The sequence below is a fragment of the Acinetobacter sp. ANC_7503 genome (genome assembly GCF_056780035.1).
In genome coordinates this window covers 98,976-112,645 of the sequence record NZ_JBWYJA010000008.1, presented here as the reverse complement: position 1 = coordinate 112,645, position 13,670 = coordinate 98,976, and the positions used below count along the sequence as shown (strand labels likewise).

Genomic DNA, 13,670 nt, shown 5'->3' with positions numbered 1-13,670 from the left:
TGCATCAATTTCAAAGGCTTTTTAATGAGGGTGATTAAAGCACCATCATTTTTTTAAAGCGTGCTAATATGCCCAACATGGGGAATGAGTCACTCTGCACATGTCGAATTTGAATAAAAAAATCTTCAATCGCTTAAAACTAAACCATGCTTATGGGCAATTGATTGCCCTCATTTTTGTACCCATTGCGGTACTGGCAAGCGTCGGCTCTGCACTGGTACTCACAGAAACGTCTAATTCCGCAAAATCAGAACAACGCTTTGCCGCAAATGCAATTTTAAGTCGTTATAAATACACGACAGAAAACCTACTTATTGCGCTTGAAAAAAACCCCTCACAAGCGCAACAAGACCGCGCTAAAAGCATCTTACAAAAGATGTTTAATGAAAAGTATTTACTCAGTGTCGCAGTCCTAGACCAACAACAAAAACCTTATTTTGGGTTAGGCTATCGCAATGATAAACCTTGGCCTAGCTTCCCGACCAATGTACAAACATTTGGTCCGATTAAAGATCAACATAATCATATTTATGGCTTAGCATTAAATACGCCTGATCAAAGTAAAAAATGGCTTGTTATCGAGCTAGATAATCAACCTCTCGCCATCTCTCAATATCGTGTTTTCATTGTACTGATCACGACGGGTTTGTTGACACTTTTACTCTTATTACTGTGCTTGAACTTTTATTCACGACGTTGGATTGCACCTATGTACGAAATACGTATGCAATTACAGCGACTCAATGCAGACACACTCGACCAACACATGGTCATCAATAGTACTGGCGAGTTAAGGTTACTCCAACGTGATATTGCGAATGTCGTGAAGCGTCTACATTTCAGCTTTTTAGAGCTGAAGGAACATACCGAGCAGACCGAAGACGATTTAAGACGTACGCTTGATACACTTGAAGTGCAAAATATTACTTATAAACAAGCACGCGATCAGGCCATCTCATCCAATCAGGCAAAATCTGTTTTTCTTGCCAATATCAGTCATGAGTTGCGTACCCCGCTGAATAGTATCGATGGTTTTATTCACTTGTTATTGCGCCAAGAGAATCTCAGCAATGATCAAAGCCTGTATTTGCAAACGATTCGCAAATCATCAGCACATCTTTTAGCACTGATCAATGACGTCTTGGACTTTTCAAAAATTGATGCCGGTAAACTTGAATTAGAAACCGCATCATTTGATTTAGAAGAAGCGATCTTCGATGTTATGGACATGTTGTCGCCATTAGCCGCCCAAAAAAATATCGACATGGCCTTCTACTATGCCGATAACATTCCAAAGTATGTGATTGGCGATGCTTTACGTTGTAAACAGATTTTGACTAACCTGATTTCAAATGCCATTAAATTCACCCCTGATGGTGAAATTATTGTACGTGTTCGAATGGAGCATGACGATCTAGAACATTGCCTATTGCATTTTAGTGTTCAAGATAGTGGTATTGGGTTAAGTGGTACAGACCGAAAACGGTTATTTGAATCATTTTCTCAAGGCGATGCTTCCGTCACTCGTCAATTTGGTGGCACAGGTTTAGGCTTAGCAATCTCAAAACAATTGGTTAATCTGATGCATGGCCAAATTGGCTTTGAAGATAACCAAGAACGCGCCCCAACTGAAAAGGGTTCAACATTCTGGTTTACTGCGAAATTTGCGGTTGATGAATATGAAATTATTCATCCGCAATTCCATGACATGCGTGTCATCTCCTATTTAGCCCACCCTGCAACTGCGAATGTTTTACGTCATTATTTAGAAAATTATGGTGTTGAACACACAGAAGCTCAATCTATTCTAGATTTATTCAGCCGTCTAAATGGTTTGACACATCAACCTGAAAATACTTGGTTGATTGTAGATCACAGTGGTGATCCAGAGGCTTTATTAAAAGAGATTCGCGGACGTTATCAAGGTCACTTAGCCGTATATGGCTATCAGATGGCACTCGACCTCAACATGTTGAATGAATACAAAGCGAGGCCACTGTATCAACCTCTGAGCCGCTCATCATTAATTCAGCTCTTGGAAAATCAGCCAATATTTGAAGTTGAACCTCATGATAACTTTAAAGCCCTTAATTTACATGTACTTGCAGTAGACGATCATCTACCAAACTTAATCGTTTTAGAAGCTTTGCTCGGCGAAATTAATGTTCAAACAACTAAAGCGCAAAGTGGACAAGAGGCACTACAAATTTTACAACAACAGATTCAAAATGATGAAAAGCCGTTTGATCTGATATTTATGGACATTCAAATGCCAGTGATGTCTGGCATCGATACGACTCGTGCGATCAGATCGTTAGAATCCACCATCGAGGGACGTCACACACCAATCATTGCACTCACAGCACATGCTTTAGCAGATGAGAAACAAAAGTTGCTTAAAGTTGGCATGGATGACTATGTCACCAAACCAATCCAAATGGATCAGATTATTCAAATTCTGACCCATTGGAGCAGTGATAAGTTTATTCATCCAATTAAATCCCAAGAAAAAACTTTACGTATCGAAACCTTAGATCATCAGGTTTTAGATTGGAAACAGTGCGTTCAATTGGCAGCGAATAAAGAAGACTTAGCACAAGATTTATTGAAGATGCTGGTGGACAGCTTCCCGAATGAACTTGCTGAAATAGAACAACTCATCGAACTTGAAGATTATCCGCAGCTCGAACATGTATTACACCGTTTGTATGGGGCAACACGCTACGTCGGCACTCCGAATTTACAAAGCATCACAGGTGAATTTGAACAGTTCGTTTCAACGCTGCGTAAAGAGCGTAGAAAAGCAGATGAGCAATTTATTGAAAATGTGATGAAACGACTGGATGAATTAAAAGATGCGATTGTACAAGTAAAAGAAGCAGCCGAGTCTATTTTGAATCATTAATAGACGATCAACGCACTGTATTAGGCAATACGTGATGACTCTACTGTCACGACAGTCTATTTTGGACATGTTATGCTTAAAACAAGGAACAATAAACTCGAGTCACAATAATGGCTGTAATACGTGTAGAAAAAAATAATGGAATTGCGACGGTTTTTCTGAATCGTCCCGACAAACGTAACGCGATGAGCTTTCAACTTTTGAAAGAGTTGGTGCAAGTCGCAAAAAAAATTAAATCTGATCGTACTATCCGCTGTGTGATTCTCACTGGTGAAGCCAACGTATTTAGTGCAGGTATTGATTTAACAGACCTGAATAATCCACAAAATCGTGCTTATGCCGCATGGGAACTCATTAAGCCTGGTCAAAGTCTATTTCAAAAAGCTTTTTTAATCTGGCAAGAACTCCCTGTTCCAGTCATTGCAGCTATTGAAGGGTATTGCTTCGGTGCAGGTATGCAATTGGCTTTAGCGGCTGATATTCGAATTGCTCACCCCAACACCCAAATGTCGATCATGGAAACCCGTTGGGGCTTAGTTCCAGATATGGGGTTAACACGCTCAATCAAAGGTATTATTGGAGTCGACCTAGCCAAAGAATTATCATTAACAGCACGTGTATTTGATGGTCAATATGCCAAAGAAATTGGATTGATCACACATGTTGATAACGCGCCGATGCAAAAAGCTCAACAGCTTGCCGACGAAATGTTGCAGCGCTCACCTGATGCCTTAGCTGCTGTAAAACAAGTCTTAGATGCGATGGAACACGCACCCAAAAAATCACTTCGTCTTGAGAAAATTTGGCAACTCAAATTACTCCTTGGCAAAAACAGTCAAATTGCGCGTAAAAAAGATAAAAATCCAGATTTGGAATTTCTACCACGTCAATTCAAATAAATTGGTTTTCAAACTTAGATCAGGGATTAGCTTCAATAATGATTAACGGTCAAACTAAAATCGCATTCTTAGGTATGGGTTTAATGGGTAGCAGAATGGCGACTCGATTGATACAGGCTGGGTTTTACACTGCTGTCTGGAACCGAAGCCCCAACGCATGTGAGCCGTTAATCCAGCTTGGGGCACATCCCCTTCAACTCTCTGAGATAGCACAATTTGATCTGATCCTAACTTGTTTAGCCGATGACAATGCGGTAGAGGCTGTTTTTTCTCAAATTGAATCACTGATTCAACCCGAGCAGATTATTGTGGACTTCTCGAGTCTATCTGTGGATAAAACTAAAAATCTTGCACAACGTGCAACTGCTAAATCAGCGCATTGGATAGATTCTCCTGTGTCAGGTGGAACAGCTGGTGCTGAAAATGGCAGTTTAGTTATTTTTGCTGGCGGACCATCGAGCATCATCGAATCTTTACAACCAATGTATCAAGTTCTTTCACAACGTGTAACCTGTATGGGTGGAACTGGAACAGGACAAGCCACCAAAATTTGTAATCAACTCATCGTTGCTGCAAATAGCACACTCATCGCAGAAGCTGTTGCTTTAGCAGATCAGGCGGGTGTTGATACTCAACTGCTTGCACCTGCCTTAGCAGGTGGATTCGCCGACTCTAAACCTTTTCAAATTTTAACACCACGTATGGCAACGCACGAGTTTGAGCCTGTGCAATGGAAAGTTCAGACCCTGTCTAAAGATTTAAATAACGCCTTGAGTTTGGCTCGACAATTTGACCTTAATATTCCTGTCGCTCAACAAGCCTTAGAACAATTGAAAGCGCATCAATCCAACGGCTTTTCTGAATCAGACCTTGCCTCAGTCATTCTGCAAGTTGAACAAAACAATAAATAGGTCGCATTCAATATGAAGCTCGCTGTCAATTTATCGATGATCTTTACAGAAGTTCCACTCATTGAACGCTTTGCGCTGGCTGCTGAATATGGGTTCCAACATGTAGAAATTCAATTTCCATATGAGCTGAGTATTAATCAAATTCAGCATGAACTCAATGAACATCAACTTAGCTTGTGTCTCATCAACGTTCCTGCCGGAGATTTAATGCAAGGCGGATGCGGATTAGCAAGTAGCCCAAGTAAAACTGATGAATTCAAACAAGCTGTTGACTTAGCGATTGAATATGCATGCTCACTCAATATACCTCGAGTGAATATTTTGGCTGGCAAGCAACCAGCTAATGTTGAATATCAGGTCTGCTATGAAACCTTAGTCTCAAATCTTAAATTTGTCAGCGAGATCTTCACAGCGCATGGGATTCAACCCGTTTTTGAGATGATTAATGGCTTTGATATGCCCAACTTCATGATTCAAACAATGCATCAAGCCAAAGAGTTACTGAAAGACGTCAATCATCCAGCTCTAAAAATGCAATTCGATTGCTATCACATGGCTAGAATGCAAGAAGACCTGATTCTGTCACTCAAAGAAAATATGCAACACATTGGGCATATCCAATTTGCAGATGTACCAGGTAGACATGAACCACTCACAGGGATAATTGACTATCCCGCTATTTTTGAATGCATTGCAAATAGCATGTATGAAGGATTTGTCGCAGCCGAATATCGCCCCCAATCTCATTCAACAGATTCTTTCGAATGGAAAAATAAACTTTTTTAATATCATCATATTGTGGTATAAAATTTGTTCAAAGTTTGAATTTTCAAGCAGAAAGCGCTATAGTGAAAGATGAGTTATAGTCAGGAAAATACACTTCTCATGAATTTAGAACCATCGCCCGGCGCTTCTAATTCTCACGAACTCTCTTTGAATTCTCCAAAACAAGACGTTCAAGCTTGCTTAAAAGTTGTTCAAGAAGCATTGCTTGACGTTAAAGCAAAAGAAATCACAACGATTGATGTTAGCGAAGTGAGCAATGTTGCAGATGCAATTGTCATTGCTTCAGGTACTTCTACACGTCACGTGAAAGCGCTTGCAAACAACGTCGCTGATGAAGCACGTAAAGCAGGTTTTCGCCCTATCGGTATTGAAGGCGAAAGCGATGCAGAATGGATCCTTGTTGATCTTGGCACTGTTGTAGTACATCTGATGTTACCTACAGCACGTAAGTTTTATGATCTAGAAAACTTATGGCGTAATGCTTCAACTACAGATTCTGTAGCATAAACATATTAAAGCGACCTTCTTGGTCGCTTTTTTATACTGTGCATTTTAAATTTATAACAATAAAGCCAACAAAAAAGAACTCACTAATTTGGTTTACCTTGATATGACCATGATAAAAGCCACAAGAACAGATCACGATGCATTAGTAGAAACATTAATGCAATCCTTTTGGAACGAAGAGTTTTGCAACTGGGCGATCCAAGCTGAAAAACTGAGTTTCCAACAAAAACATGCAAAACTTGAGCAATTCTTTAGTATTCAATTGAAAGATATCGCTCAACCATATGATGAAGTCTATACCAATCCCGATCGCTCAGTTGCTGCACTTTGGATTCCGCCAAATCAGTGGGATTTAAACCTCATTCAGCAGGTTAAACTACTCCCTCAATTAACGAAGATTATCGGTTTAAGACAACTGGTGAAATTTATTCACATCATTAATCTGGTGCAGAAACATCATCCCAGTGAGGCGCATTATTATCTACAACTCATAGGAGTAAGTCCTGACCAACAAGGACAAGGCTTAGCCAGCAAAGTCTTAGCACCTATTCTCACCAAGAGCGATCAGCACGGTATCCCATGTTATTTAGAAACTGCAACACCAAGCAATGTTGGACTCTATCGTCATTATGGATTTGAAGTGATCTTTCACCTTCGCGATCTGCCCTACGACGCACCTGAAATTTGGGGAATGTGGCGAAAACCTACACATAAAAAATAAAAAAACCACCCGAAGGTGGTTTTTTAAAAACAAGCTATGAATTAGTGACCTGTACCGTTGATGGCTTTCGTCATATCTTCAACAACTTTCTTCGCATCACCAAAGATCATCATTGTTTTGTCGTTATAGAACAAGTCATTATCAAGACCCGCATAACCTGTCGCCATAGAGCGCTTGATCACCATAATGGTACGAGCTTTATGTGCTTCAAGAATAGGCATACCATAAATTGGTGAGTTTGGATCATCTTTCGCTGCAGGGTTAACGACATCATTCGCACCGATGACCAACACCACATCTGTTGCTGGGAAGTCTGAATTAATCTCATCCATCTCTAAGATGTCTTCGTACGGAACATCTGCTTCAGCTAAAAGAACGTTCATGTGACCAGGCATACGACCAGCCACTGGGTGAATCGCAAAACGTACTGTTACACCTTGCTCTTTCAATAAGTTTGCAAGCTCTTTCACCGCATTTTGAGCACGACCTTGCGCCATACCATAACCCGGTACAATAACAACACTGTCTGCATTTGACATTAAGAAGCCAGCATCGTCAGCAGAACCAGAACGGTAGTTGCGTTGAACTGCTGCACCAGCTGCTGCTGTCGGTGCTGCAGCACCACCCATTGCACCACCAAACAATACGTTGATGATTGAACGGTTCATTGCTTTACACATAATATAAGACAGAATTGCACCTGACGAACCTACAAGCGAACCTGCAACAATTAACATGTTGTTTTCAAGCGTAAAACCAATCCCTGCTGCCGCCCATCCAGAGAATGAGTTAAGCAAAGACACCACAACTGGCATATCACCACCACCAACAGGCGCAATCCATACCCAACCAAAGGCTAAAGCAAGTGCTGTCATTGCCCAGAACGAGGTCATGTTACTCGTCAAGAAGAAGTGAATCCCTGCTGCTAGCATAGCAATAAAAATCAAAGCTTGAACAGGTTTAACCCATGCACCTGAAATCGTTTTTGCCCATTTCTTTGCCGCCAATTTACCATAAGCAAATACCGATGCAGTGAATGTAATGGCACCAACGAAACATCCTACGAATAATTCGAATAAATGTACGCGACTCATTTCATGGAAGTTCACACCATTTGCAGCCAGTAAGTCTGGCCCAAGCTCGACGAGCTTGTTGTTGTGAATAATTGCAGCGATCGCAATCAACACTGCAGCAAGACCCACGAGTGAGTGCATGAGAGCAACTGTTTCTGGCATTTGTGTCATAGGCACTGTACGAGCTCGAGCAATACCAACAATCGCACCCAATACCATTGCACCGACAATCATCCATACCACAGGATTATCAGCAACAAAGAAAGTTGTTAACACGGCGATTGCCATTGCAATCATACCGTAACGGTTACCTGCAATTGCTGTCTTAGGACCAGACAAGCCACGCAAAGTTAAGATAAAAAGAACGGCACCGATTAGGTAAAACCAATCCGCATACTCACGAATAAATTCCATGTATTAACCCTCTTTTTTCTTTTGCTTTGGCTTAAACATTTCAAGCATACGAGCGGTTACAGCGAAGCCACCGAAAATATTAATGCTTGCTAAGAAAACAGCGATCGCACCTAATACACTCACCACATTGATGGTTTGAAAATCAACAGCCCCCTCAACACCCATAACAGGTAGACCAACAGTTTGGATCATCGCACCGACAATAATAATTGAAGACAATGCATTCGTTACGGCCATCAGCGGCGTGTGAAGCGCAGGTGTCACTCCCCAAACAACGTAATAACCTACGAAGATTGCGAGGACAAAAATTGTAATAGTTTCAACCATGATCAGTCTCCTTAACCACGCTTCAACAGCACTTGACCACCATGAGTGACAAGCAATGCTTTTTGGATTTCATCTTCTTGATTAATGCTGTAGTTTTTATCTTGATCAAAAAGCGTTTCAACAAAGTTATAAACGTTACGTGCATATAGCGCTGAAGCTTCTGTAGAAACGGTCGCTGGAATATTTGGAATACCCAAAATTTTCACGCCATTATCAGTCACAACAGTTTCACCGCATTTTGAGCCTTCAACGTTACCGCCAGTTTCAACTGCCATATCGAGGATGACTGAACCTGGTTTCATTTTGGCAACTGTTTCAGCTTTAATTAAGCGCGGTGCATCACGACCTGGTAAAAGCGCCGTCGTGATCACGATGTCAGCATTCGATACCGCTTTGTCTACAATTGCAGCTTGGTCTTTAATATATTGTTCACCAGGCATCCAACCATAACCATTTTTTGCAGCTTCATCGGCACGCGCTTGCTCTTCTGCTGACATTGGTACGTCTAACCATTTACCGCCTAAAGATTCAACTTGATCTTTGGCTGTTGGACGTAAGTCTGTCGCTTCAACAATAGCACCTAAACGTTTGGCTGTTGCAATCGCTTGTAAGCCTGCTACACCAACACCCATAATGACTACACGAGCTGGTTTAACCGTACCCGCCGCTGTCATTAACATTGGGAACATACGTTGGTACTCTGCCGCCGCAAGAAGCACAGATTTATAACCTGCCAAGTTTGCTTGTGATGACAACACGTCCATATTTTGGGCACGAGATAACGTACGTGGTAATAACTCAAGTGCAAATGCAGACACTTGCTGAGCAGCGAATTGATCAAGTTCCGTATTACGGTACGGATCAAACATCGCAACCACTGTGGTGTTTGGGGCTAATTTTTCTATTTCTTCGCCTTTAGGTGCGCGAACTTTTAAAACCAATTGACTGCCGGTATAAGCATCATCAACAATTTTTGCACCAACCTGTTCATAGGCACTATCAATATAAGCAGCTTTAACACCTGCATTACGTTGGATAACGACACTGTGACCAGCACCAATTAACTTCTTTACTGTTTCTGGTGTCGCAGCTACACGACTTTCACCAACTACAGTTTCGGTAGGGATTCCGATCTGCATGAGCATTCCTCAAGCTAATTTTTCTTAAAGTAGATATCGCATTCCTGCGATATACCCCTGGATGTATTCATGTGAATTTTTTGGATTCTAATTGAACTTTTTTAAATTACCACCCAATATTTATTTAATAAATACCCTCATTTTGAACTTATGATTCACAATCATCACAAAATTTCATGGTATTTGATCTATCATTTTCATAAAAAATAGTTCCAGATTCGTTCAATTTTCGATCCATTTTTTAACAAAAAAGAAACTTTTTTCTAATTTATCGTCAGTATAGGGAGCTTGACTTTATTAAGCTTTGATCATTCTGACATTTTTTAGCTTTCTTTTTATCCCTTTTGATTGTGTTAAAGCGCCGTGCATGTCACATTTTTATTTGCTTCTTTCATTCTCATAAATCTCAATTTGCCGAATTGACAAAAAATCAGACTAATCGATTCAAATTCTCACGACATTCTTAAAAATTATAAATAAGACAAAATTTAGATAAATGTTGGTTTTAAGATTGAGCTTAAATTTTGGCTGAACATGAAATACAAGCTGACTGATTCTTGAAAAGAATGCTTACAAACCGTGCAAAAAAAATTTGAAATATTTTTTTGATGTATTTTTTGGGTTGATAGACCACTGTTTTTTTCATATTACGCACCACAATGATGCATTTAAACAAAAAATCAAAACGCCTTATGTCGCTAGGTAGGTGATTTAGCGAAAATTAGAGATTGAATTTTAGAGCTTACAATGAAGATTGGCTTATACTTCCATTACTTAAAAATTGATTTTTAACATTTATGGTACTTAAGCTGACTCCCACTCAGTTAGGGAGTTTATGTGCGCTGTTGGCAGCATTCTTGTTTAGTAGTAAAGCGATCTTAATCAAACAAGCTTATGCAGTTTCTGAAGATGTTGATGCAACATTGCTGGTTGCCTTAAGGATGCTCAGTGCCTTACCCGTTTTTCTTTTTATTTGTTGGTTGAACCGACACCGTAATCGCGGATTTTCAGCGCAGGATTGGGCCCTACTCCTCGTTGCTGGTTTGATTGGATATTATTTTTCAAGTTGGCTCGATTTTATGAGTCTGATGTACATCAGTGCCTCTTTGGAGCGTATTATCCTATTTCTATATCCCACCATGACAGTAATTGCATCAAGTGTAATTTTCAAACATCCTCTTTCAATGAAGACTATTTTTGCGATTGGACTAAGTTATGGCGGCACGCTTATAGTGATGCTCCAAGAACAAAGCAATGTGCCTCATGCAAGTAATTTTTGGCTAGGTGTGAGTTTAGTTTTCGCAAGCGCGATTTGCTTTGCGAGTTATCTATTGATGACTCCAAAATTAATCCAAAAATTTGGATCGTGGAATTTTACGGGCTTAGCAATGTCTATCGCCTGCTTAGGGACGATTCTTCACTACTTTATTGCTCAGCCAAGTCCTATATCCAATATCCTTCAACAACCCATAGAAATAATCGGATATGGTGTTGCATTAGGTATTGGGGTAACGGTGATTCCAACTATTCTCATTGCGCAAAGTATTGCTCGTTTAGGTGCTTCTCAAACAGCCATGATTGGTTCACTTGGTCCAATTCTGACCATTATATTGGCAACTATCTTTTTAGGGGAATCAATGAATATGATTCAATGGTTTGGTTGTGCGCTGAATATATTGGGTGTGATGATGATTACGCTTTCCAAAACTAAACTGAAATAAAGACAACATTAACCTCACAGTTCAAATTTCAAAATAATGCTTCACGATGAAACTTAGTCTTCATAGTGAATTTCTATTTTCCCTTGATCATCGTCAAATTTAATGTCGAGTGGAACAAAGTGGGAACCCGACGATGTAGACCCCATTTGATCATTTTCATTTCTTAATGGGCATTCAGTTAAAGATAAGCACCCACAACCAATGCACCAATCCAGTTGTTGACGAAGTTGAAGCATATTTAAGATTTTTTGATCTAAAATTTTTTGCCATGCACTCGATAATGCGGTCCAATCTGATTTAGTCGCGGTTTTATTCTTAGGGAGTATGTTAAATGCTTGCTTCACTTCAGAGAGTGAAATCCCAACCTGCTGTGCCACTTTGATGATGGCAATCCTTCTCAGCATATATCGAGGATATCGCCGTTGATTTCCTTCCGTCCGCACACTCCAAATAAGTGCTTTGTCTTCATAAAATCTGAGTGCTGCGACCGATACACCACTTCGAGCAGCTAACGCGCCTATACTGAGCCACTGTTGTAATTTTTGTTCTTCCATGCTTGACCTCAAGTTAAGTTGAGCTTTCATAATTCTCTTCTAAGCTTAATCCAGAGAAGATAGAATGACAAAACCAAATAAGCCAACGTTTAGTTTAACCACTAAAAATCCGCCTCAGCTTTATTCTCCAAGGCAACTTGGATATAGCCACATCTGTGAGGTCAAACACTTCAACACAGTCGTTCATATATCAGGTCAAGGTGGTGAAAATGCCGACGGACATTATTCCACTGATTATGCAGAACAACTCAACCAAGTCTTCGAAAATCTCAAAATTACTCTCAGCTATGCACATATCGACTTTTATAACATTGCTGTTCTAAGCGTATTGATTGTCAATTTTGACCAACAAAAACATCACCTGTTAAATCTGAAAATGAATACAATATGGAAAGATCAAAATTTCCCAGCATGCACACTAATCCCTGTGTCTCGCTTAGCATTAGACGCCATGCAAATTGAAATCGAAGCCACAGCTTACTGCTCCTCATCCTCTGAGCCATTTATTCATGTATAACGATCTTGACGATTTAAATAAAAAAGACATCACGAATGACACTGCTTTACTTTGGTTGATGGCCATTGCTTGTGGTATTTGTGCAGGCGCTAATTATTATTCGCAGCCCTTAATTCACTCTGTTCAACTTTACTTTAATGCCCCTGCAACAGATGTGGCATTAACTGTTACTTTGGCTCAAGTCTCTTATGCTGTCGGACTACTTTTTATCGTACCACTTGGTGATATTCTCAATAAAACGAAATTAATCCCATTTCTAATGTTCTTTGCAGCAGTGGGATTATTTATTTGTGCTTTTTCGCTCAACCTTTATATGTTATGGGCTGGCACAATTATCACTGGGCTTTTCTCGGTTGCAGCACAAATTTTGATTCCGTTTGCCACGATGGCGGTTCGACCAGAACGAACAGGCGAAGTCGTCGGGTTACTGATGAGCGGATTATTGGTCGGTATTTTGATTTCGACCAGTTTAGCTGGTTTGTTATCCAACTTATTTAATTGGCAGCTCATTTATATCGTCAGTGGAATTTTGATGTTAATGGTCGCTGTGGTACTTAATATTCGTCTGCCTTATATTCCTAGCTCTAAAATTAGTTATTTTGCTGTGTTTAAATCCATGGGGCTGCTACTTAAAGAAGAGCCTCGTTTAATCTATCGCTCTATCATTGGTGCCTTTGCATTTGCAACGATGAGCATTCTCTTCTCCACCATTTCTATTTTACTTAAATCCTCTTTTTCTCTTGAAGATGTCATGGTGGGTTTAGTCACTTTGGTTGGCGTATTTGGCGCCTTGTCCACCAAGAAAATTGGTAAGATCGCCGATCGTGGTTACGTCAAACAAATCTCTTGGATTGGCATTTTAATCCTAGGTAGCGCATGGATATTCCTTTATTTAGGTGCATTCTATTTAAGTTGCTATATCATCGGTTTTGGACTGATGAATCTCGGTCTAGCATTGGTGCATAGTAGCAACCAGAATGTGATTTTTAATTTAAGACCGGATGCTAAATCTCGTGTAAATTCACTTTATATGACCAGCTATTTTATTGGTGGCGCAAGTGGTTCCGCGCTAGGAATTTATGCTTGGGATCATGGTGGATGGGCAATGGCGTGTATCGTAGGATTAATCTTGGTCAGTTGTACAGCACTATTCACGCTAGTGGATCAACGTTATCATCGAACCCAACTCAGCTAAC

Annotated in this window: 13 protein-coding genes; 9 read left to right on the top strand and 4 right to left on the bottom strand. The window is 40.2% G+C overall.

The features are described 5' to 3' along the window. Positions 1-100: 100 nt before the first annotated feature. From AC1M9M_RS10110 to AC1M9M_RS10085, 6 genes are all read left to right on the top strand, one after another. Positions 101-2,905: a GacS-like sensor histidine kinase gene (locus AC1M9M_RS10110; protein ID WP_481596263.1), complete on the top strand. Its 2,805-nt coding sequence runs from the start codon at positions 101-103 to the stop codon at positions 2,903-2,905. A 110-nt stretch (positions 2,906-3,015) separates the two neighbouring features. Next, positions 3,016-3,804, top strand: a complete 789-nt coding sequence (locus AC1M9M_RS10105) for a crotonase/enoyl-CoA hydratase family protein (protein WP_092768311.1) — start codon at positions 3,016-3,018, stop codon at positions 3,802-3,804. Positions 3,805-3,839: 35 nt separating this feature from the next. Further along, entirely contained in the window at positions 3,840-4,715 is an 876-nt protein-coding gene (locus AC1M9M_RS10100) for an NAD(P)-dependent oxidoreductase (RefSeq protein WP_481590400.1), read from the top strand. A 12-nt stretch (positions 4,716-4,727) separates the two neighbouring features. After that, on the top strand, positions 4,728-5,501 hold the full coding sequence (locus tag AC1M9M_RS10095; RefSeq protein WP_481596262.1) for a hydroxypyruvate isomerase family protein: 774 nt from the start codon (positions 4,728-4,730) through the stop codon (positions 5,499-5,501). Positions 5,502-5,600: 99 nt separating this feature from the next. Continuing rightward, positions 5,601-6,008: a ribosome silencing factor gene (gene rsfS / locus AC1M9M_RS10090; RefSeq protein WP_035265319.1), complete on the top strand. Its 408-nt coding sequence runs from the start codon at positions 5,601-5,603 to the stop codon at positions 6,006-6,008. 103 nt (positions 6,009-6,111) lie between these two features. Further along, positions 6,112-6,729, top strand: coding sequence for a GNAT family N-acetyltransferase (locus AC1M9M_RS10085; RefSeq protein ID WP_481596261.1), 618 nt, complete (start codon positions 6,112-6,114; stop codon positions 6,727-6,729). Between the two features lie 41 nt (positions 6,730-6,770). On the opposite strand, the gene AC1M9M_RS10080 is transcribed toward AC1M9M_RS10085, so the two are convergent. From AC1M9M_RS10080 to AC1M9M_RS10070, 3 genes are read right to left on the bottom strand one after another with little or no spacing between them, the layout of a single operon-like run. Next, the gene (locus tag AC1M9M_RS10080; RefSeq protein ID WP_481596260.1) at positions 6,771-8,216 is read right to left on the bottom strand and encodes an NAD(P)(+) transhydrogenase (Re/Si-specific) subunit beta; all 1,446 of its coding nucleotides are present in this window, start codon (positions 8,214-8,216) and stop codon (positions 6,771-6,773) included. A gap of 3 nt (positions 8,217-8,219) precedes the next feature. Continuing rightward, on the bottom strand, positions 8,220-8,543 hold the full coding sequence (locus AC1M9M_RS10075) for a proton-translocating transhydrogenase family protein (protein ID WP_035265316.1): 324 nt from the start codon (positions 8,541-8,543) through the stop codon (positions 8,220-8,222). Between the two features lie 11 nt (positions 8,544-8,554). Continuing rightward, on the bottom strand, positions 8,555-9,682 hold the full coding sequence (locus AC1M9M_RS10070; protein WP_481596259.1) for a Re/Si-specific NAD(P)(+) transhydrogenase subunit alpha: 1,128 nt from the start codon (positions 9,680-9,682) through the stop codon (positions 8,555-8,557). A 797-nt stretch (positions 9,683-10,479) separates the two neighbouring features. Here AC1M9M_RS10070 and AC1M9M_RS10065 point away from each other — a divergent pair. Further along, the gene (locus tag AC1M9M_RS10065; RefSeq protein ID WP_481596258.1) at positions 10,480-11,403 is read left to right on the top strand and encodes a DMT family transporter; all 924 of its coding nucleotides are present in this window, start codon (positions 10,480-10,482) and stop codon (positions 11,401-11,403) included. Between the two features lie 53 nt (positions 11,404-11,456). On the opposite strand, the gene soxR is transcribed toward AC1M9M_RS10065, so the two are convergent. Further along, complete coding sequence (gene soxR / locus AC1M9M_RS10060) at positions 11,457-11,957, bottom strand: redox-sensitive transcriptional activator SoxR (protein ID WP_035265311.1); 501 nt, start codon at positions 11,955-11,957, stop codon at positions 11,457-11,459. Positions 11,958-12,021: 64 nt separating this feature from the next. Here soxR and AC1M9M_RS10055 point away from each other — a divergent pair, with 64 nt between their 5' ends. Beyond that, a complete protein-coding gene (locus AC1M9M_RS10055; RefSeq protein WP_481596257.1) occupies positions 12,022-12,474 on the top strand; it encodes a RidA family protein in 453 nt (150 codons plus the stop codon). After that, a complete protein-coding gene (locus AC1M9M_RS10050) occupies positions 12,467-13,669 on the top strand; it encodes an MFS transporter (protein WP_481596256.1) in 1,203 nt (400 codons plus the stop codon). The genes AC1M9M_RS10055 and AC1M9M_RS10050 overlap by 8 nt, the downstream gene beginning before the upstream one ends. The last annotated feature ends 1 nt before the right edge of the window (position 13,670 follow it).

What these genes read in the sequence shown, in the direction of transcription:
- AC1M9M_RS10065 (WP_481596258.1), top strand. Translation starts at nt 10,480, where the DNA reads ATGGTACTTAAGCTGACTCCCACTCAGTTAGGGAGTTTATGTGCGCTG.
- AC1M9M_RS10055 (WP_481596257.1), top strand. Translation starts at nt 12,022, where the DNA reads ATGACAAAACCAAATAAGCCAACGTTTAGTTTAACCACTAAAAATCCG.
- soxR (WP_035265311.1), bottom strand. Translation starts at nt 11,957, where the DNA reads ATGGAAGAACAAAAATTACAACAGTGGCTCAGTATAGGCGCGTTAGCT.
- AC1M9M_RS10080 (WP_481596260.1), bottom strand. Translation starts at nt 8,216, where the DNA reads ATGGAATTTATTCGTGAGTATGCGGATTGGTTTTACCTAATCGGTGCC.
- AC1M9M_RS10050 (WP_481596256.1), top strand. Translation starts at nt 12,467, where the DNA reads ATGTATAACGATCTTGACGATTTAAATAAAAAAGACATCACGAATGAC.
- AC1M9M_RS10110 (WP_481596263.1), top strand. Translation starts at nt 101, where the DNA reads ATGTCGAATTTGAATAAAAAAATCTTCAATCGCTTAAAACTAAACCAT.
- AC1M9M_RS10105 (WP_092768311.1), top strand. Translation starts at nt 3,016, where the DNA reads ATGGCTGTAATACGTGTAGAAAAAAATAATGGAATTGCGACGGTTTTT.
- AC1M9M_RS10070 (WP_481596259.1), bottom strand. Translation starts at nt 9,682, where the DNA reads ATGCAGATCGGAATCCCTACCGAAACTGTAGTTGGTGAAAGTCGTGTA.
- rsfS (WP_035265319.1), top strand. Translation starts at nt 5,601, where the DNA reads ATGAATTTAGAACCATCGCCCGGCGCTTCTAATTCTCACGAACTCTCT.
- AC1M9M_RS10095 (WP_481596262.1), top strand. Translation starts at nt 4,728, where the DNA reads ATGAAGCTCGCTGTCAATTTATCGATGATCTTTACAGAAGTTCCACTC.
- AC1M9M_RS10075 (WP_035265316.1), bottom strand. Translation starts at nt 8,543, where the DNA reads ATGGTTGAAACTATTACAATTTTTGTCCTCGCAATCTTCGTAGGTTAT.
- AC1M9M_RS10085 (WP_481596261.1), top strand. Translation starts at nt 6,112, where the DNA reads ATGACCATGATAAAAGCCACAAGAACAGATCACGATGCATTAGTAGAA.